Genomic DNA, 21,312 nt, shown 5'->3' with positions numbered 1-21,312 from the left:
GCAGTTCAGCATCACGGTCACGCGTCCCGGCGCCGTCGCGCTCGGTGTCGGACTCGTCGTGCCCGGGCCCGCCCCGGCCGCGCCCGTGCGGCCGGCCCCGAGGCCGCCGACGAGCTGTGTCAACGCCCCCGCTCCGACGGCCAGCACCGCCACCGCCGTGACTCCCCGCACGACCGCCTGCCGTCGGGCCCGGCGGCGCCCGGCCTCGTGCAGCTCGGTCAGCGGCGGGCTGCCACCGATTCCCGCGGCATGCGCTCCGAGCCGGGTGACCAGCTCCTCCTCGAACCTGTCCTCAGCGCTCACGACTCACCAACTCCTCCACCGGTTCCATCTCCTGTCGAAGCGCCTTGATCCCGCGCGCCAGGTGAGTCTTCGCCGTGGGCACCGAACACCCCAGCTCCTCCGCCACCTGCGCCACCGGGAGGTCCAAGTAGTAGCGCAGCACCACGGCCGCCCGCTGCCGTCGCGGCAGCCCGGCCAGTGCCGCGGCCAGTTCGTCGTCCCGCTCGGTCTCCTGGGCCGCCGGCCCGTCCGGCAGCGCGGAGGTGAGCACCTCGCGTCTGGTCCGCCGCCATCGCGACACGTGGGTGCGGACCATCGTCCTGCGGACGTACCCCTCGCTCGCCGCCACGTCCCGGATCGCCGAACGTTTCGGATACACCTGGGCCAGGGCGTCGTGCAGCAGGTCGCGGGCGTCGTGGACGTCCCCCGTGATCAGGTAGGCCCCCCGGAGCAGGGCCTGGTACCGCGCTGCGACGAACTCGTCGAACGGGTCGGGCCCGGAGCCCCCCGGGCGGATCGCTTCGCGCTTCATGTCCCCAGGACGTCCGGGCCGCCGAAAACGGATGACAAACCACCGGTATTCGCCCCGGAGATCCGGCGTGATGGGCGCCGGGCCTGATTTTCCGTGAGTTCGGTCACACATCTTGTGGGATGTCATGGCCGGGCTCACACTACCGATTTGCGACCATACGTGCGCTTCCGCACGAAGGTCCTCCACTTCTCGTCCGCCGGGCGCTCCCCGGCCGCCGCATGCCCTCCTCCGGCCGGGTCCGGAGGACGGCCGCCATCACCGTCGGACATCCCCGGACGCTCGGTCCGACGCCGCGCTCCTCTGACCATACGCACCAGCAGGGGTGGGCGCCGTGCCCCCGGACCGCGCCCGTCGTCCGTACTCCCACCCCCACGCAAAGGAGCTTCGGATGAAGCACCCGCGCACCCCCACCCCCTGGCGGCGGCCGTTCGCCGCCGTCGCGGCCGCCGCCCTCGCCCTGGCCGGCGCCGCCTGGAGCACCGCGCCGGCGGCCGCGAGCGCCGCCGCCACCCCGGCCGCCACCACCCCGGCCGCCGCCGTCGCGGCGACGCCCACCTCGGACACCGCCGCCGTCGGGCCGAGCCTGGTCCGGGTGGGCGCCGACCCGCTCACCGACACCGGCAGCCAGCACGCCACCGAGGTGGAGCCCGACACCTTCGCCCAGGGCGGCACGATCGTCTCCTCCTTCCAGGTCGGGCGGTTCGTCGACGGCGGCGCGGCCGGCCTCGGCTGGAGCACCTCGATGGACGGCGGCGTCAGCTGGCGGCAGGGCATGCTGCCCGGCCTCACCGTCCAGCAGGGCGGCCGTTGGGCCCGCGCCTCCGACCCGTCGGTCGCCTACGACGCCAGGCACGGCACCTGGATGGTCGCCGGCCTGGTCATCGACTCGGGGCGCAACCCCGTGGGCGTGACCGTCAGCCGCTCCGCCGACGGCCGGAGCTGGCGGGAGCCGGTGCCGGCGGTCGGCTTCGACGGCCAGGCCTACGACAAGGAGTGGATCGTCTGCGACAACACTCCGACCAGCCGATACTTCGGCACCTGCTACATCGAGGTCGACATCCCGTCCTCCGATGACCTGATGGTCATGTCCGTCTCGCGGGACGGCGGTTCCACATGGTCCGCCCCGGCCTCCCCGTCCGGCGTCAACCTGGGCCTCGGCGGCCAGCCGCTGGTGCGGCCGGACGGCACGGTCGTGGTCCCCTTCTCGACCGACACCACCTCGATCCGCTCCTTCACCTCCACCGACGGCGGCAGGTCCTGGGGCTCCACGGTCCTGGTCGCGGACGTCTCCGCGCACGAGGTCGCGGGCGGCCTGCGCGACGGCGAGGGCCTGCCCTCGGCGGAGATCGACGCCGACGGCAGGGTCTACGTCGCCTGGCAGGACTGCCGCTTCCGGGCCGGCTGCCCGGCCAACGACATCGTCTACGCGACCTCGCCCGACGGCACCAGCTGGTCCGCCGTGACCAGGGTGCCGATCGACCCCACCACCAGCGGCGCGGACCACTTCCTGCCCGGCCTCGGCGTCGACCGCGCCACTGCCGGCCCCACCGCCAAGCTCGGGTTGTACTACTACTTCTACCCGGAAGCCGACTGCACCGACGTCACCTGCCGGCTGGAGGTCGGATACATCTCCTCCGCCAACGGCGGCGCCACCTGGAGCACACCGCTGACCGTCGCCGGCCCGATGCCGCTGTCCCGGATCGCCGCCACGACCGGGGGCAGCATGGTCGGCGACTACCTCTCCACCTCCGTCCTCGACGGCAGGGCGGTGGCGGTCTTCGCGGTCGGCAGGGCCCCGGCCGACGGCCGGGCCTTCGACGAGGCGATGTACGCCGTCCCGGGCGGCCTGCCCGTCCGCGCCGGCACCACCCCGTCGAGCACCGGCCCGGTCCTCTCCACCTCGCCCGACCACGAGCGGCCCCTCCCGCCGCTGACCCGCCACTGACCGCTCCGGTCCGTCCTTCCACCGGGCCCGTCCTCCCGCCCCGCCGGGAGGACGGGCCCTTCCCCGCACGGCAGTTGTCGACGTCCTCCGGCGCTCCGAACCGTAGGTGATCCGTCGCCCCTGGGCCGTCCTGCGGGGCAACGCGAGAGGGAAGGGCTCCCGCCGGGCATCCTGTTCGCCCTCTGGCGTTTCGATTCCGCGCCAGTAACATGAGTGACCCTCACGTTTACGTCAGGAGGCTGTCATGTCGGACCGCTACGACCTGCCGGCGGGATTCCGCTGGGGTGCCGCCACCGCCGCGTACCAGATCGAGGGGGCGGTGGAGGAGGACGGCCGCGGGCCCTCCGTCTGGGACACCTTCGCCGCCCGGCCGGGAGCCGTCCGCGACGGCCACACCGGCGCGGTGGCCTGCGACCACTACCACCGCTACCCCGAGGACATCGCCCTGATGAAGGGCCTCGGGCTGGACGGCTACCGCTTCTCCGTCTCGTGGTCCCGAGTCCTGCCCACCGGCGCCGGCGCCGTCAACCCGGCCGGACTCGCCTTCTACGACCGCCTGGTGGACGCGTTGTCGGAGGCCGGCATCACGCCGCTGCCGACCCTCTTCCACTGGGACCTCCCGCAGGGCCTGGAGGACGGCGGCGGCTGGCTCAACCGCGACACCGCGTACCGCTTCGCCGAGTACGCGGGGATCGTCACCGACCGCCTCGGCGACCGCGTCCCCGCCTGGATCACCCTCAACGAGCCCTTCGTCCACACGGTGTTCGGCTACGCCCTGGGCACCCACGCCCCCGGCCGCACCCTGATGTTCGAGGCCCTCCCGGCAGCCCACCACCAGCTCCTCGGCCACGGTCTGGCCGCCTCGATCCTCCACGAGCGGGGCCTGGAGGTGATGCTCTCCAACAACCTCACCCCCGTCGAGCCCGCCTCCGACGCCGCCGAGGACGCGGCCGCCGCCCGGGCCTACGACGCCCTCCACAACCGGCTGTTCACCGATCCCGTCCTGCTCGGCCGCTACCCCGACCTCTCCGCCCTCGGCGTCCTCGAGGACATCTTCGGCGCCGTGCGCGACGGTGACCTCGACCTCATCCACGCACCCGGCCTGGACGGCCTCGGCCTCAACTTCTACAACCCCACCCGCGTTGCCGCCCCCACCGAACCCGGCCTGCCCTTCGACCTCGTCGACATCCCCGACGTCCCCCACACCGCCTTCGGCTGGCCCGTCGTCCCCGACGCCCTCACCCGCCTCCTCCTCGACCTCCGCGACACCTACGGCAAGGCCCTCCCACCCGTCACCATCACCGAGAACGGCTGCTCCGTCGAGGAGTCCGTCGAACCCGACCAGCCCCGCATCGACTTCATGGCCGCCCACCTCGACGCCCTCGCCCGGGCCGCCGCCGAGGGCGTCGACGTCCGCGGCTACTACACCTGGTCCCTCCTCGACAACTTCGAATGGGCCGAGGGGCTGTTCAGCCAGCGCTTCGGCCTCGTCCACGTCGACTTCGCGACGCAGGAGCGGACGCCGAGGGCCTCCTACGCCTGGTACCGGGACCTGATCGCCGCCCACCGGGCTTCCCGGACGCGGTAGTCGGCACCCGGCGGCCGGGTCCGTGGCGCACCACCGCTGACCGCCCGCGCGCGTGCGGGCGGTCAGCGCGGGAGCCGGCCGCACCCGACACCTCGGGTGCGGCCGGCTCCCGGTCCCGGCGGACGAGGGGGCCTACTGGCACTTCTCGTCGATCTTGTACTGGAGCGCCCTCGGGTAGTCGTGCCGGCTGAGCCGGACGCGGGCCAGGATCGGCGCGTGGTTGATGTCGTTGCCGGGGTCGACGATGTCCAGCAGGAGCGATTCGAGCTCGGTGTGGGTGGTGAGCTCGTACCCGTGCATCCGGTCCTTGTCCGTGCCGAAGACCTCGGCCAGCTTCTCGTACCGCCACGGGTGGAGCACGTTGTAGAAGTCGGCGCCGTCGGACGGCTTGTCCTTGTAGTAGCAGGGGCTGACCAGCATCTGCTCGATGCCGTAGAAGCCCTCGTTGTCCAGTACGAAGACCACCGGCCGCAGGTGGTGGCGCACATGGGTGGACAGCTCCTGGCAGATCTCCTGGAACGAGCCGTCCCCGACGAACACCAGCGGCCGCTTCAGCGGCTTCTGCCGGCCCAGCGCCACGCCGGTGGCCGCGCCGACCGAGTAGCCGATGGACAGCCAGCTGTTCTGCGCCAGGAAGCCGGCCCGCTCGGTGATCCGCAGGTTCATCGAACCGATCAGCGCGAACGCCGCGTCCGAGACCACCGTGAACGGCGAGGGGGCCTGCGGGTCCCCACCGGTGGCCTGGTGCTCCAGGAAGTGGTTGACGTGCTCGAAGAAGCTGTCGTACGTCAGCTCCTCCGGGTATCGGTCGGTGCTCAGCGACTCCAGGAACTCGGCCGTGCTGGCCGGGACGTCCAGGCCCGCCGCGTGGGCCAGCGCGAAGTGGTCGGCCGGGAAGGTCTGTCCCTGCAGCGCGTTGCGCAACGCCGAGATGAACCGGCCGAGTTGGACCTCGGGGAAGTACGTGGCGCCGACGCTGACACCGCCGCGGGCCGCCACGATCCAGTCGTCGCCGATCGACTGCTCGCCGCCGAGGTTCTTGGACGTGGACCAGGTCCCCAGGCCGATCCGGCACCCGGCGTTCTTGAAGGTGTCCCGGATCTCCGGCAGGCTCGCCTTGCCGTTGTAGACGCCGGCGAACAGGGGATGCCGTTCGGAGACCACGGACTTCGCGCCGACCGTGGTGCAGAACTGCATCCGGGTGGTCTGCACGAACTCCAACAGCTCGGCCTCCAGCCGCTGGCGGACGAGTTCCTCGCCGGCCCAGACGATCGGCGTGCCGAACTTCCCGATCAGCTCCACCGCCGCTTCGACCGCCTTGGCCAGCATCTCCTCGTTCCGCTTGGTGGGTACCCGCTCGTGAGCCCGGAGTTCACCCCGCGGCGGCTCGCACGGCGCGTGCCAGAGGTCCTCCATCACCTCCAGGTAGACGGGCTTGCGCTCGGTCAGGCACGCGGTGATCGCGCTGTCGATCTGCCAGGGCGCGAGCCCCGGGTTGGAGAGCACCTGCGCGTCCACCGTGACCTGCCGGTAGACGTCCAGGTTGCTCTCCCGGCGCGGGCTCATGTGCGAGGTGAGCAGGCCGACCGCCTGCTGGTTGAGCCACTGCTCGTACGAGGGCGCCGCGTTGATCGCGATCAGCGGCACGTCCTCGACGTACGCGCCGCCGATGGTGTTGAGCAGGCTGAACGCGCCCACCCCGTAGGTCACCGCGACCGCGCCGACGCCGACCTCGTTCTTGTCCGGGTCGGCGTCGGCGGCCCGCACCCGGGCGTACGCGTCCGCGGCGTAGCCGCCGCCCATCTCGGTCGGGGTGCCGATCCAGCGCACCTCGGTGGTGGACTGCATGATCGTCAGGAACGGGCCGAGGAAGTCGCCCGGCACCCCGAACAGGTACTGGATGCCCAACTGCTCCAGCCTGGTGGCCAGGTAGCGGGCCACCGTCCAGTCGTGCTCGCCGCTCATCTGCTGATCGCCTCCTGTCGACGCTCGCCACGGACCCGCACCTCGGGCCGGATCTCCGGTTCCGCCGGGGGCGGTGGCGGTGGCGCCTCGTGGACGGCGATGGCCGCCCGCACGGCGGTCTCCACCGCGCCCTCGATCCAGGCGTGCTTGAGCGAGACGTGCTCTCCGGCGAAGTGCACCGGGCCTTCCGGCTTGACCGCGTCGAGGTGGAAACTGGTCATCTGGTGCGGGGTGTACACCGCCGCCTCGCCGAACGCGTACGGGTCGCGCAGCCAGCTCTGGGTCTTCCCGTAGCCGGTGTAGAACACCTCGATCCGCCGGCCGTGCACCGACTGGAGGTTGCGCAGCGCGTAGACGTACCGCTCGTCGTCCTCCATGGAGTCCCAGCGCACCGCGTCGTCCGACCAGCTGTAGCCGGCCAGCACCACGCCGCCGCCGTCGCTGCCGGGCACCGGGTGCGAGGGGTAGTACATGAAGCGGTTCGGGTTGTCGGTGGTCGAGCCGCCGCCGAAGCAGTTGGTGGCCGGGCGCACGCTCGCCCGGAGCAGCGGGGTGTGCCGGTAGAGCTCCCGCTGGCCCTGGCTGATCCGGCGCTCGTCCACGCTCGGGTGCGCGCCGAGCAGCACCTCCGGCAGGTTGCGCGGGGGCCGGTGGCCGTTGTGGGCGGCGGCCACGGCCGCCTCGGCGTCCTCCTCGCCGGCCCGCTGGTAGTACTCGTACAGGCCGGGTGCGATGGAGTCGAGCTCGACCTTCCAGTCCGCCTCGGTGAACTCCCACCAGCGGCGGGAGAACTCCAGCAGCACCTTGGTGGCCTGGTCGTAGTGGGTTTCGATGATCGCCCGGCGCTTCTTGTACGAGAACGGGGGCGTCACCTGGACGAACCGCAGGGCGGAGAACGGGACCGTCACGATCGCGAAGTCGCCCGTCCAGACGGTGGGTTCGGCCTCCGGGTCGTGCTCGGGAACGGTCATGACGGCGACCTGCGGCCCGTTCGGGCCGACGCTCCGGGCGCCCCCGCCGTCCCGGCGCGTGTCCCAGTACTCCATCCGGATCATCCGCTCGCCCATCCGCAGCTCCCTTCGGAGCTCCTCGGCGAGCGCGTGGGGCAGGTTCCAGCTGCCGCCCTCGATCTCCCAGTAGGTGGCCTGGGGATTGATGTCGCTGCGGCCCAGGAAGGTGTGGAAGAAGGACAGGTGCAGCCGCGAGGTCATGTTCTCGATCGTGCCGATCGCCTCGATGGCCTCGTCGCTGAAGCCCGCGTACTCGCGCAGGAAGCGGCCCATCGAGTAGCCGTCGAAGTCGTGGATCACCCGGGCCCAGCCGTCCAGCCACTCGGCGAACGGCTTGTTCTCACGCGTGCCGTCCTTGATCACCGAGTAGTAGTCGCGGACCGGCTCGAGTGCCTGGTTGACCATGTCGGCGGCGGTGATCCGCACCTCGTCGCCGGTGAGGTGGAAGCCCTCGTTGACGCAGCTCGGGTCGGCGGTGTACTCGCTGCGCCGCGCCTGGATCCGGTTGGCGCGGATCCACGAGTTGAAGCGTTTGGCCGGTTCGCGGAAGTCCGGGCTGTCCGTGCCGTACGTCCACACCTTCCCGGGTTCGAAGGACTCGTAGACCACCGGCGGCACGGGCGCGTTCGGGTTGCCGGTGTCCGGATCGACGTCGACGTTGAAGAACAGCTGCCGCTGCAGGCCGAGGCTGTCGACCAGGGCCAGGGTGAGCGGGTGGAAGCTGGGCAGCCGCATCGCCCCGGCCTCGGCGTACTGCCGTGGGTCGTAGAACGGGCCGTCCTCCTCGTCGTCGGTGGAACGGAAGGTCTTGATCCGCCCGCCCACCCGGTTGGCGTTGGCCTCCAGGATGGTGACGTTGTGTCCGGCGTCCTTGAGCAGCTTTCCGGCTACCAGGCCGGCGATGCCCGCGCCGACGATCAGCACGTCCTTGGGCTCGTCCGTCTTCGGGATGCCGTCCTTGATCAGGACGTCGAGGTAGCGCAGCTTCAGGTCCTTGTCGTCCGGACCGACCAGCAGCAGTTCGCGCGCCAGCTGAAGGCAGGTCCGCCGGCGGGCGCTTTCGTCGGCGGCCCCTGTGATGACGGGGTTCTCCATGATGTCTCCTCGGAGCGGCTCGGGGGTCAGGAGCCGACCGGCTTGTTGGGGAGGTCCTTGCCCTCGGCGAGCAGGCGCAGCGTGCTGATCGAGGGGGTGAAGGCGTAGAGCGCGCCCGTCGTGCGGACCAAGCGCTTCACGTCGACCGTGCCGTGGGTGCGAGAGGCCTGTCAACCGGAGGTCGGCCTCTCGGCGGGGTCACGCAGCGTAACCAGGCGCGGCGCTTCCGTGCGGGTGTGCGCCGGAAGCCGCACGGCGTCGGTGGGGCCTCCGGCCGGGGAGTGCCGTGCGGCGGCGAGTGGCCCGGTGATTCCGGGGGGTGGTCGGCCGACGGGGCCCGGCAGCGCCGTAGAGGCGGTCACCGAGGCCGACCGGGGGGTGTCCGCACCGGCCGGGCGCTGGGTGGCGGAGCGACCCGAGGAGGCGGGGCGGCATGAGTCGCGGGGAGCTCCCCGAGCGGATCGCGCACGGCGTACCGCACCGACACGGCACCGCCGCCCACCGGATGCCGTGGGAGCGGGCGCGGGCGACCGCCCGGAACAGCGCGGGCCGGGGTGTCCCGCGGGAGGGGGCGGCTCAGGGGCGGGGTCGGAGGCCGTCGATGAGGACGGTGAGGACCTGGTCGCTCTCCTCGGGGGCGTGCTCGCGGGCCCAGGCGGCGGAGGCGATCAGGGTGAAGAGGCCGTTGGCGGTGACGTCCTGGCGGACCTCACCGGCGAGGTGGGCGCGTTCGAGCAGGTGGCGGCCGGAGGACTGCATCGCGGTACACGCGCTGTTGAGGTCAGAGGACTCGTCCTTGAGACTGTCCATCAGCATGGTGACCAGGCCGCGGTAGAGGGTGGCGTGCGCGACCGCCGCGCGCACCCAGGTGGCGAGCGCCTCGCCCGGGGACTCGGTGGTCATCAGTTCCTCGGCGGTGTCGCCGAGTTCCTTGAGGCTGTCCCGCAGCATCGTCTCCAGCAGGCTCTCCCGGGTGGGGAAGTGGCGGTAGAGGGTCGCGTTGCCCAGGCCGGCCTGGCGGGCGATGTCGTCCAGCGAGGCCTGGGTGCCGTGCTGCTCGAAGGCCGACTTGGCCTCCGCGAGGAGTCGCTCGTAGTTGCGGCGGGCGTCTGCGCGCATGGTGCCACCTTCTCCTAGCCGTACTGGGCGTGGTGCTGCCCCCGCCGGTCGCGGGGGCAGCACCGTACCGGGGCCTTTCCCCGGATTCTAGCCCGTGCTACCCGTCGGTCGACCCGTCCTCCCCGGCGGCGGACGCCCCCTCGGTCAGCTCGGTGAGCAGCCGCTTCGCCAGGCCGGCCGGGGTCGGGTGCTCGAAGGCGATCACCGCGGGCAGGTCCAGGCCGGTCGCCGCGCAGAGCAGGTTGCGCAGCTCCAGGCCGGTGAAGGAGGTGAATCCGGCGTCCAGGAAGGAGACGTCGGCCGCGATCTCCTCGACCGACTCGTGGCCCAGCACCGAGGCGGCCGAGCCCCGCACCAGGTCGAGCAGCAGCGTCTCGCGCTCCGCGTCGGCCTCCAGGGCGGCGAGTTGCCGGCGCAGGACGGTCCCCCCGGGGGCGTCGACGTCCTCCCCGAGGGCCTCGGGGAGGAGGGGGGAACCGTCCCGCGCCGGGGTCGAGGCGGCCCGCCCGGAGGCCGGGTCGGCGTGCCGGGCGGGGCCGTGCAGCCAGTAGCTGCGGCGCTGGAAGGCGTAGGTCGGCAGCGGCAGCGCGCCGGTGCCGTCCGTGGGTACGGGGCGGTGCCAGTCCACCGGCCGGCCGTGGGCCCAGGCGAGGCCGAGCGCGGCCAGCAGGGTCCGCCCCTCCGGGCGGTCGGCGCGCAGCACCGGGGTGAGGACCAGTGGTTCGGCGGGCAGGCTCTGCCCGGCCATCGCCGACAGCACCCCGTCCGGTCCGAGCTCCAGCAGGATCCGCACGCCCTGCCCGGCCAGGTGCTGGACGCCCGCGTGGAAGCGGACCGCCCCGCGCACCTGCCGCACCCAGTACTCGGGGCTGCCCAACTCCTCCGCGGTGCCCGGTCGTCCGGTCAGGTTGGACACCAGGGGGATCGTCGGCGGTCGGAACGACAGGCCCGCGATCGCGCGGCCGAACTCCGCCAGGATGCCGTCCATGTGGGGGGAGTGGAAGGCGTGGCTGACCCGCAGCCGCTTGGTCTTGCGGCCGTTGCCGCGCCAGTGCGCCAGGGCCTCGGCGGCGGCATCGGCGTCACCGGAGAGCACCACCGCCTGCGGGCCGTTGACCGCCGCGATCTCCAGCCGCCCGGCGAAGCGTGCGCCGCCGTCCGCGTCCAGGAACGCGCGGACCTCCTCCTCGGAGGCCTGCACCGACAGCATCGTGCCGTCCGAGCGGGCCGACTGCATCAGCCGGGAACGCTCGTCGACCAGGGTCACCGCGTCCGCCAGGCCCAGCACCCCGGCCGCGTGGGCCGCGGCCACCTCGCCGAGCGAGTGCCCGAGCACGAAGTCCGGGACCAGGCCGTGGTGTTCCAGCACCCGGTACAGCGAGGTCTCCAACGCGAACAGCGCCGCCTGCGCGTAGCGGGTGGAGTTCAGCAGCTCCGCCTCCGGGGTGCGGGGCGCGGCGAACACCACCTCGCGCAGCGGTCGTTCCAGCCGTCGGTCGAACAGCGCGCACACCTCGTCGAAGGCGGCGGTGAACTCGGGGTGGCTGCCGTACAGTTCCCGGCCCATGCCGAGCCGCTGGCTGCCCTGGCCGGTGAACAGGAACGCCGTCCGGGCCCCGCGGTCCGCCCGTCCGGTGACCACCGACGCCGCCGCGCCACCGGCGGCGAGGGTCTCCAGGCCGCGCAGCAGTTCCTCGCGGTCCTCGCCGACCACCACCGCGCGGTCCTTGAACGCGCTGCGGGCGGTCAGGGCCCGGGCCACCTCGGCGGGCTCGTACGAGGGGTGCGCGCGCAGGTGGTCGAGCAGCCGGGCGGCCTGCCCGGCGAGGGCGGGGCGGCCCTGTCCGGACAGCACCCACGGCACCAGCGGGAAACGCGCACCGGCGGCCTCCGCCGCTCGCGCCGGTGCGGACTCGACGGCCGGCGCCTCCTCCACGATCACGTGCGCGTTGGTGCCGCTGATCCCGAAGGAGGACACCGCGGCGCGGCGCGGGCGCTCGGCCGCCGGCCAGGGCCGCGGCTCGGTCAGCAGCCGCACCCCACCGTTCCAGTCGACGTGTGGACTCGGCTCGTCCACGTGCAGGGTCTGCGGCAGGCGCCCGTTCCGGAGCGCCATCACCACCTTGATGATGCCCGCCACCCCGGCCGCGGCCTGGGTGTGCCCGATGTTCGACTTGAGGGCGCCCAGCCACAGCGGTCGTCCCGGGTCGCGCTCACGGCCGTAGGTGTTGACCAGCGCCTGGGCCTCGATCGGGTCGCCCAGCGTGGTGCCGGTGCCGTGCCCCTCGACCGCGTCCACGTCCTGCGGGTCGAGGCGGGCGTTGGCCAGCGCCTGGCGGATCACCGCCTCCTGGGCCGGGCCGTTGGGCGCGGTGAGGCCGTTGCTGGCGCCGTCCTGGTTGACGGCGCTGCCGCGGACCACCGCCAGCACCCGGTGGCCGTTGCGGCGGGCGTCGGACAGCCGCTCCAGCACGAGCAGCGCCACGCCTTCGCCGAAGCCCGTCCCGTCCGCGGCGGCCGCGAAGGACTTGCAGCGGCCGTCGGCGGACAGCCCCCGCTGGCGGCTGAACTCGGTGAACAGGCCCGGTGTGGTCAGCACCGTGGCGCCCCCGGCCAGGGCGAGCGAGCACTCGCCCTGCCGCAGCGACTGCACCGCCAGGTGCAGCGCCACCAGTGAGGAGGAGCAGGCGGTGTCCACGGTGACCGCCGGGCCCTCGAAGCCGAAGGTGTACGAGATCCGACCGGTGGCCACCGACGGCGCCGTGCCGTTGCCGATGAACCCCTCCAACTCCTCGGGGATGTACGGAAGCCGGGCCGCGTAGTCGCTGTACATCAGGCCCGCGAACACCCCGGTCCGGCTGCCCCGCAGGGTGTGCGGGTCCAGCCCGGCGTGCTCGAAGGCCTCCCATGCGGTCTCCAGCAGCAGCCGGTGCTGCGGGTCGGTGGCCAGTGCCTCGCGCGGGCTCAGTCCGAAGAAGCCGGCGTCGAACTCGGCGGCGTCCGGGAGGAAGGCGCCGTGGCGGGTGTACGAGGTGCCGGGCCGGTCCGGGTCGGCGTCGTACAGCGTGTCGACGTCCCAGCCCCGCCCGTCGGGGAAGTCCCCGATGACGTCGGTGCCGGAGTCGACGACCCGCCAGAGGTCCTCGGGGCCGCGGATGCCGCCCGGGTAGCGGCAGCCGATGCCGACGATCGCGACCGGCTCCTGGGCGGCCGCCTCCAGTTCTGCGAGCCGTTGTCGCGTCTCGTGCAGGTCGGCGGTGACCCACTTGAGGTAGTCGACCAGCTTCTCCTCGTTGCTCATCGGTGTGCTCGCCGTCTCTTCCGCAGTCGTTCGTTCCGGGGTCGTGAGAGGGGCCGGGGCCGGGGTCGTGGCAGGGGCCGGGTCCTTGGTCATCGCGATCCGCCCTTTCCGCGGAACTCGCTGTCGATCAGATCGAGGATCTCGGCGGCCGAGGCGGACTGGATGCGCGAGGCCACGTCGGCCTCCGCGCCGCCGGGCTGCTCGGACTCCCAGCCGCGCAGCAACTCGCGCAGCCTGCGGCCGATCTCGGCCCGGGTCGCCGGGTCCTCCTCGGGTGTGCGCACCAGGAGCTTCTCCAGCGCGTCCAGCCCCGCCAGCGCCGATCCGCCGAACTCCGGTGCCGGGGTGGCGGACCGGGCGGGCTCCGCCTCGGTGAGCAGCCGGGCCGCCAGCGCCGCGGGCGAGGGGTGGTCGAAGACCACGGTGGCGGGCAGCCGCACGCCGGTCGCCGCGTTCAACCGGTTGCGGAACTCCACCGCCGTCAGCGAGTCGAAGCCCAGTTCCTTGAAGGACTGCTCGTCGTCGACCGCCGAGGAGTCCGCGTGCCCGAGGACCAGCGCGGCGGTGTCCCGGACCAGGTCGAGCACCAGCCGTTCCCGCTGTGCCTGCGGCACCGCCGCCAGCCGCTCGGCCAGCGACCTGGCCGGCTGGACGGTGCCGCGTCGCGCCGTGCGCCGGACGAGACCGCCGAACAGCGGGGGCAGCAGCCCCGCCGCCGCCTGGCGGTGCAGTGCCCCGGTGTCCAGCCTGGCCGCGACCAGGGCGGGTGCGGTGGAGCGCAGTGCCCGGTCGAACAGGTCGAGGCCGTCCTCCGTCGAGAGCGGTGCCACGCCGGTGCGGCCCATCCGGTCCCGCTCCCGGGCGTCCAGGTGGCCGGTCAGGCCGCTGGCGTCCGCCCACAGGCCCCAGGCCACCGAGGTGGCGGCCAGGCCCAGCGAGCGGCGCAGCCGGGCCAGGCCGTCCAGGTAGGCGTTGGCGGCGGCGTAGTTGGCCTGGCCGGCGGCGCCGATGACCCCGGCGAGCGAGGAGAAGAGGACGAACGCCGACAGCGGCGCGTCCCTGGTCAGCTCGTGCAGGTGCCGGGCCGCGTCGGCCTTCGCGGCCAGCACGGTGGCCAGCCGCTCCGGGGTCAGCGACTGCAGGACGCCGTCGTCGAGCGCTCCGGCCGCGTGCACCACCGCGGTGAGCGGCCGGGTGGCCGGTACGGTGGCCAGCAGGGCGCCGAGGGCGTCCCGGTCGGACGCGTCGCAGGCCTCGATCCGCACCTCGGCGCCCGACTCGGCCAGCTCCTCGGCGAGTTCCGTGGCGCCGGGGGCGGCGGAGCCGCGTCGGCCGGTCAGCAGCAGGTGCCGGACGCCGTGCTCGGTGACCAGGTGGCGGGCCACCAGGGCGCCGAGGGTGCCGGTCGCGCCGGTGATCAGGACGGTGCCGTCGGCCGCGCCCGCCCACGGGTGGCCGGCGGGCTGCGCCGGGGCGGCGGCCAGCCGGGGGACGGACACCGTGCCGGCCCGGACGGCCAGTTCGGACTCGCCGGAGGCCAGGGCGGTCGGCAGGGCCAGGACGGCGGCCTCGTCGGCCGGGTCGAGGTCCACCAGCACCAGCCGGTCCGGGTTCTCCGTCCGCGCGGTGCGCAGCAGGCCCCACAGCGCGGCCGCCGCGGGTGTCGCCGCGTCGGCGTCCCCGACGGCGCCGCCCGGCACCAGCGGCACCAGCCTCGAGGCGGCGAAGCGCTCGTCGTCCAGCCAGCTGCGCAGCAGTGCGAGCAGCCCGCCGAGCGCGGCCCGGGTCTCCTCCGGGCCGGAGTCGGCCAGCGGCGGCAGTGCGGTCACCACCACCTCGGGGACCGGCGTCGCGCCGTCCTCGACGGCCGTGCGCAGCGCCGCCAGGTCGGTGAAGGCCGGGGCGCCGAGCAGGTCGGCGACGGCCGGGGCCCCGAGCACCGTCCAGGCGCCCGGCGCCGGGGCGGGCGCGGCGGGGCCGGCGGGCAGTGCGGTCCACTCCACCGTGTGCAGCGGCAGCGCGCCGCCCTCCGCGCCGGCTCGCAGCGCGGCGAGCTGTTCGGCCGTCACCGGCCGCAGCGCCAGCGCCGCCAGCTCGGCCACCGGGGCGCCCGAGGCGTCGGCGGCGCTCAGCGCCACCGTGCCGTCCTGGGCCCGGGCGAGCCGCACCCGCAGCGCCGTGGCGCCGCGCCCGTGCAGCCGCAGTCCGGCGAAGGAGAACGGCAGCCGGGGCCCCTGCTCGCCGTCCGGCGCTCCGAGCGCCAGCGCGTGCAGCGCCGCGTCCAGCAGCGCCGGATGCACGGTGTGGCCGGTGGCGTCGGTGTCCTCGGGCAGGGTCACCTCGGCGTACAGGTCGGTGCCGTCGCGCCACAGGCCGGTCAGACCCTGGAACACCGGTCCGTACGCGTAGCCCTGCGCGGCCAGTTCGTCGTACGCCGTGGACAGGTCGACCGCGGTTCCGGGCGGCGGCCAGGGCAGGTCGCCGGGGGCCGTCGACCCGCCGGGGGCCGTCGGGTCGCCGGCGGCGAGGAAGCCGGCGGCGTGCCGGGTCCAGCCGGGGGCGCCGGCCGTCCGGGAGTGCACCCCGACGGGCCGTCGGCCGCCCTCCTCCGGGGCGCCGACGCTGACCTGGAGGGTCACCGCGTCCCGTCCGGCGAGCACCAGCGGCGCCTCCAGCACCAGGTCCTCCACGGCGGGCACCTCGGCCTCCGGGTCGGCGAGCTCGGCCGCGTGCAGCGCGAGGTCGACGAAGGCCGTGCCGGGCAGCAGCACCGTGCCCTCGACGGCGTGGTCGGCCAGCCAGGGGTGGGTCGGGACGGAGATCCGGCCGGTCAGCACCAGCTGGTCGCCGTCCGCGAGCGGCACGCTCGCGCCGAGCAGGGCGTGCCCGGCCCGGTCCAGGCCGAGTCCGTCGGCGTCCACCGCCGTGTGCGTCGCCTCCAGCCAGTGGCGTTCCCGCTGGAACGGGTAGGTCGGCAGCTCCGGTACGGCCGCACCGGCCGCGGCGGGTGCCCAGGCGGCGGGGGAGGTGCCGCTGACGTGCGCCTCGGCGAGCGAGAGCGCGAAGCGCTCCGGGCCGCCCTGGTCACGCCGCAGGGTGCCCAGCGCGACGGCTGCCGCGCCCGCGGCCTCGATGGTCTCCTGCACCGCCGTGGTCAGCACCGGGTGCGGGCTGACCTCGATGAACGCGGTGTGCCCGTGGTGGAGCAGCCGTCGCACCGTCTCCTCGAAGCGCACCGGCTCGCGCAGGTTGCGGAACCAGTACGCACCGTCCAGCTCCGTGCCCGCCAGCGGCTCGGTGGTGACGGCCGAGTAGAACGGGACGTCGCCCGCGGTGGGCGCGGTGGCGGCCAGCAGCGTCCGCAGCTCCTCCTCCAGCGTGTCCACGTGAGGGGAGTGCGAGGCGTAGTCCACCGGGATCAGCCGGGCCCGGACGCCATCGGCCTCGAAGGCGTCCCGCAGCGCCGCCAGCGCCTCCGGCGCCCCGGACACCACGGTCGCCGCAGGGCCGTTCACGGCGGCGACGTGCGCGTCCTCGCCCTTGCCGAGCCCCTTGCCGAGTCGCTCGGCGAGCCGCTCGGCGACGGTCGCGGCCGGTGCCTGCACCGACAGCATGCCGCCGGTTCCGGCCAGCCGGGTGATGGCCCGGCTGCGCAGCGCGGCGATCCTGGCGGCGTCCGCCAGGCTCAGCGCGCCTGCGAGGTGGGCGGCGGCGATCTCGCCCTGGGAGTGGCCGATCACGGCGGCCGGCTCCACCCCGTGGTGGCGCCACAGCTTGGCCAGCGAGACCATCATGGCGAACAGCGCGGGCTGCACCACGTCCACCCGGTCCAGGCCCGGCGCGCCGGGCGCCTCGGTGAGCACCTCCAGCAGGTCCCAGTCGGTGTGCGGGGCCAGCGCCTCGGCGCACTCGCCCAGGTAGCGGGCGAACTCCGGGTCGGAGTCGAGCAGTTCGCGGCCCATCGCGGCCCACTGGCTGCCCTGGCCGGGGAAGACGAACACGGCCCGGCCCGGCTGGTCGCCGACCGTGCTGCCGGTGACCACCCCCGGGGTCTCCACTCCGTCGGCGAGCGCCCGCAGTCCGGCGAGCTGGCTCTCGCGGTCCTGGCCGAGGACGACGGCGCGGTGGTCGAAGCGGGTGCGGGCGGCGAGGGCGCGGGCGACGGCGGCGTTCCGCGCCTCGGGCTGCTCGGCCAGGAAGGCGGTCAGTCGCCCGGCCTGCTCGCGCAGCGCCTCGGCGCTGCGGGCCGAGAGCAGCAGCGGAAGCTCCGCCGTCCCGGTGGCCGGCTCCGGGTCCCCGACGGGCTGTTCGAGGATGACGTGGGCGTTGGTGCCGCTGATGCCGAAGGAGGAGACGGCGGCGCGGCGCGGCCGATCGCCCTCGTGGTGCCAGGGCTGCGCCTCGGTGAGCAGTCGGACGGTGCCGTCGGACCAGTCGACGTGGCTGGTGGGCTCGCTGACGTGCAGGGTGCGGGGGAGGGTCGCGTGCCGCATCGCCATGACCATCTTGATCACGCCGCCGACCCCCGCCGCCGCCATGGTGTGGCCGACGTTGGTCTTCAGGGAACCGAGCCAGAGCGGGTGTTCGGCATCGCGGGCGCGGCCGTAGGTGTTCAGCAGGGCCTGCGCCTCGATGGGGTCGCCGAGCTTGGTGCCGGTGCCGTGGGCCTCGACGGCGTCCACCTGGTCGGCCGTCAGCCGGGCGTTGGCGAGGGCCTGGCGGATGACCCGCTCCTGGCTGGGGCCGTTCGGCGCGGTCAGGCCGTTGCTGGCGCCGTCCTGGTTGGTGGCGGTGCCGCGGATCAGGGCGAGCACCGGGTGGCCGTTGCGGCGGGCGTCGGACAGGCGCTCCAGGAGGAGCAGGCCCGCGCCCTCACCCCAGCCGGTGCCGTCCGCGTCGTCGGAGAAGGCCTTGCACACGCCGTCGGCGGACAGCGCGCGCTGGCGGCTGAACTCCACGAAGCTGGTGGGGCCTGAGAGCACGGTCGCACCGCCGGCCAGGGCGAGCGAGCACTCGCCGGCCCGCAGGGACTGCGCCGCCAGGTGCAGCGCCACCAGGGAGGAGGAGCAGGCGGTGTCCACGGACACGGCCGGGCCCTCCAGGCCGAGGGTGTAGGCGATCCGGCCCGAGGCGACGCTGGCCGTCGTCCCGGTCGCCAGGTAGCCCTCGACGCTCTCCGGCGAGTGCCCGAGCCTGGTCACGTAGTCGCCCGCGACCACGCCGGCGAAGACCCCGGTGTCGCTGCCGCGCAGGGCGGTCGGGTCGATGCCCGCCCGCTCGACGGCCTCCCAGGCGGTCTCCAGCAGCAGCCGCTGCTGGGGGTCCATCGCGGTCGCCTCACGCGGGTTGATGCCGAAGAAGGCCGCGTCGAACCGGTCGGCGTCCGTCAGGAAGGCGCCCCGACGGGTGTACGAGGTGCCGGTCCGCTGCGGGTCCGGGTCGTACAGCGCCTCGGTGTCCCAGCCGCGGTTCTCCGGGAAGTCGGTGATTCCGTCCCGGCCCTCGGCCACCAGCCGCCACAGTTCCTCGGGCGAGGTCACCGCGCCGGCGAAGCGGCAGGCCATGCCCACGATCGCGATCGGGTCGTCCTCGACCGGGGCCGACGGCACCGCGACGGCCTTCACCGGCGCCGCCTCGTCCTCGTCCAGCAGTTCGGTGCGCAGCCGGCCCGCCAGGGCGGCCGGGGTCGGGTGGTCGAAGACCAGCGAGGACGGCATCCGCAGCCCGGTCGCGCTGTTGATCCGGTTGCGCAGTTCCACCGAGGTCAGCGAGTCGAAGCCGAGGTCCTTGAACGCCCGCTCGGGCCCGACGGACTCGGCGCCGCCGTGGCCCAGCACGGCCGCGGCCTCGGCCCGGACCAGGGTGAGCAGCAGCCGGTCCCGTTCGGCCTCGTCCACCTCGCGCAGCCGGTCGGCCAGCGAACCGCCGCCGCCCGCGGCCGCCCGCGCGGTGGCCGCCGGCCGCCGGAGTGGGGTACGGACCAGGCCGCGCAGCAGCGGCGCGAGCGAGCGGTCCTCGGCGCGGGCGCGCAGCCCCGCGAGGTCCAGCCGCAGCGGGACGAGCAGCGGCTCGTCGCGGTCGAGCGCCTGGTCGAACAGGGCGAGGCCCTGCTCCGGGGCCAGCGGCGCGAACCCGGCGGCGGCCAGCCGGGACAGCGCCCCGCCGTCCAACGCGCCCGCCATGCCGCCTCCTGCGCCGTCCCCGGCCTCGGCGCCCCACAGGCCCCAGGCGAGCGAGACGCCGGGGATGCCGTTGCTGCGGTGGTACGCCGCGAGGCCGTCGAGGAAGGAGTTGGTGGCCGCGTAGTTGGACTGACCCGGGTTGCCGAGCACACCGGCGAAGGAGGAGAACAGCACGAGGGCCGACAGGTCCAGGGTCCGTACCGCGTCGGTGAGGTGCCAGGCGGCGTCCTGCTTGGGCCGGGCCACCGTGTCCAGCCGCTCCGGGGTCATCGACTCGATGGTGCCGTCGTCCAGCACCCCGGCCGCGTGGATCACGGCGGTCAGCGGGTGTTCCGGCCCGACCGAGCCGACCAGGGCGAAGGCGGCCTCCCGGTCGGCGGGGTCGGCGGCGACGATCTCCACCTCGGCGCCCAATGCCGAGAGACCGGCGGCGAGTTCGGCGGCGCCGGGGGCGTCGGGGCCCCGGCGGCTGGTGAGCAGCAGGTGCCGGACGCCGTGCTCGGTGACCAGGTGGCGGGCGAGCAGGCCGCCCAGCGTGCCGGTGCCACCGGTGATCAGTACCGTGCCGTCGCGGTCCAGCGGCTTGGCCAGGGTCAGCACCACCTTGCCGACGTGGCGAGACTGGCGCAGCTGGCGGAAGGCGTCACCGGCCCGGTGCACGTCCCAGGCCTCGACGGGCAGCGGCAGCAGCTGACCGGACTCGAAGCCCGCGGACAGCTCCGCGAGCAGCTCGGCGATCCGGTCCGGACCGGCCTCCATCAGGTCGAACGCCCGGTAGACCACGCCGGGATACTCCCGCGCGACCTGCTCGGGGTCGCGGATGTCGGCCTTGCCCATCTCCAGGAACCGGCCGCCGCGCGGCAGCAGCCGCAGCGAGGCGTCCACGAACTCGCCCACCAGCGCGTCCAGCACGAGGTCCACGCCGCGGCCCCCGGTCAGGTCCAGGATCCGCTGCTCGAACTCCAGGGTGCGGGAGTTGGCCAGGTGGGCGTCGTCGAAGCCCTGGTAGCGCAGCGCGTCCCACTTGGCCGGGCTCGCGGTGCCGTACACCTCCAGGCCGCGGGCGCGGGCCAGCTGGGCCGCGGCCATGCCGACGCCGCCCGCCGCCGAGTGGACGAGCGCGGTCTGGCCGGCCCGGTAGTCACCGAGGTCGTGCAGTGCGTACAGCGCCGTGAGGAACACCACCGGTGCGCCGGCCGCCTGGGTGAAGGACCAGTTGCCGGGGACCCCGGTCAGCAGCCGCTGATCGGTGACCGCCACCGGACCGCCCGCGCCCGACTCGAACAGACCCATCACCCGGTCGCCGGGAGCGAACCCGTCGACCCCCGGCCCGGTCGCCAGGACGTAGCCGGCACCCTCGCTGGCGATCGGAGCCTCGCCGGGGTACTGGCCCAGCGCGATCAGGACGTCGCGGAAGTTCAGGCCCACCGCCCGGATGCCGACCCGCACCTCACCCGGCCCGAGCGGGGCGTCCGGGTCCTCGGCGGGCAGCAGCGCCAGGTGGTCCAGGGTGCCCCGACTCGCTGAGCCGAGGCGCCAGTTGGCCGACCCGGCGGGCTCCGCCAGCCGGCCCCCGGGGGCCTCCCGGCCGAGCCGGGCGGCGAGCACGGCGCCGTGGCGCAGCGCGAGCTGGTTCTCCCCGGTGACGGTCAGCGCCTGTCCCAGTGCCCGGTGCGAGGCCTCGTCCCGGTCCACGTCGACCAACAGGAACCGCCCGGGGTGCTCGCGCTCCGCCGTGCGCACCAGGCCCCAGACCGCCAGGCTCTGGTCCCGGATCGTCTCGTCGTAGCGGGTGGAGACGGCGTTGCGGGTGACCACGACCAGCCGCGAACGGCTGAACCGCTCGTCCGCGAGCCACTGCTGGAGGACCTTCAGGACTCGGCTCGGGGCCTCCTTGGCCAGCTCCACCGGGACGTACGTGCCGCGCGGCGGCCGGCCGGGGCTGACCGCGAACAGCACCTCCTCCGGTACGGGCCCGGCGGCGAGCAGCGCGTCCAGGTCCTCGTGGAGCGGGACGTCCCCGCCGAGCGCCGCGACGACGCCGATCACGTCCTGGCCCAGCACCGCACGGGTGACGGCCCGCTCTGCCTCGGGCGGGGTGGCGACGGGCTGCCAGTCGACCCGGAACAGGCCGAGGCCGGGGTCGGCGGCGGTGGCCGACGGGGTCAGGTCGGCCGCCCGGAGGTGCAACGAGCCCACGGTGAGGACGGGGGTGCCGGTGGGGTCGGTGATGGTGAGGTGGGTGGTGTCGGGGGTGGTGGGGGTGAGGGTGGCGTGGAGGGTGGTGGCGTTG

At 74.4% G+C, this 21,312-nt stretch carries 8 protein-coding genes; 2 read left to right on the top strand and 6 right to left on the bottom strand.

The window, feature by feature from the left end:
- Positions 1-292: 292 nt before the first annotated feature.
- Positions 293-814 carry a SigE family RNA polymerase sigma factor gene (locus ACWDBE_RS02320; RefSeq protein WP_449787424.1) on the bottom strand — a complete coding sequence of 174 codons (522 nt, stop codon included), beginning with the start codon at positions 812-814 and terminating at the stop codon, positions 293-295.
- 388 nt (positions 815-1,202) lie between these two features.
- On the opposite strand from ACWDBE_RS02320, the gene ACWDBE_RS02315 reads away from it, so the two are divergent.
- Positions 1,203-2,759 (top strand): sialidase family protein, encoded by a 1,557-nt coding sequence (locus ACWDBE_RS02315; RefSeq protein ID WP_449806993.1) that lies wholly within the window; start codon positions 1,203-1,205, stop codon positions 2,757-2,759.
- A gap of 244 nt (positions 2,760-3,003) precedes the next feature.
- Positions 3,004-4,347, top strand: coding sequence for a GH1 family beta-glucosidase (locus tag ACWDBE_RS02310; protein WP_449806992.1), 1,344 nt, complete (start codon positions 3,004-3,006; stop codon positions 4,345-4,347).
- A 132-nt stretch (positions 4,348-4,479) separates the two neighbouring features.
- On the opposite strand, the gene ACWDBE_RS02305 is transcribed toward ACWDBE_RS02310, so the two are convergent.
- The 5 genes from ACWDBE_RS02305 to ACWDBE_RS02285 all read right to left on the bottom strand — a co-directional run.
- Entirely contained in the window at positions 4,480-6,312 is a 1,833-nt protein-coding gene (locus ACWDBE_RS02305; protein ID WP_449793500.1) for an alpha-keto acid decarboxylase family protein, read from the bottom strand.
- The gene (locus ACWDBE_RS02300; RefSeq protein WP_449793501.1) at positions 6,309-8,417 is read right to left on the bottom strand and encodes a flavin monoamine oxidase family protein; all 2,109 of its coding nucleotides are present in this window, start codon (positions 8,415-8,417) and stop codon (positions 6,309-6,311) included. The genes ACWDBE_RS02305 and ACWDBE_RS02300 overlap by 4 nt, the downstream gene beginning before the upstream one ends.
- A gap of 576 nt (positions 8,418-8,993) precedes the next feature.
- Positions 8,994-9,536: a TetR/AcrR family transcriptional regulator gene (locus ACWDBE_RS02295; RefSeq protein ID WP_449806991.1), complete on the bottom strand. Its 543-nt coding sequence runs from the start codon at positions 9,534-9,536 to the stop codon at positions 8,994-8,996.
- A gap of 97 nt (positions 9,537-9,633) precedes the next feature.
- Positions 9,634-12,930: a type I polyketide synthase gene (locus ACWDBE_RS02290; RefSeq protein WP_449806990.1), complete on the bottom strand. Its 3,297-nt coding sequence runs from the start codon at positions 12,928-12,930 to the stop codon at positions 9,634-9,636.
- The coding region (locus ACWDBE_RS02285) for an SDR family NAD(P)-dependent oxidoreductase (RefSeq protein ID WP_449806989.1) at positions 12,927-21,312 on the bottom strand (8,386 nt) is incomplete at its 5' end. The genes ACWDBE_RS02290 and ACWDBE_RS02285, both read right to left, overlap by 4 nt.

It is taken from the genome of Kitasatospora sp. NPDC001132 (assembly GCF_053598415.1).
Note: the sequence above shows the minus strand (reverse complement) of the source record. Positions and strands in the feature narration are given on the sequence as shown.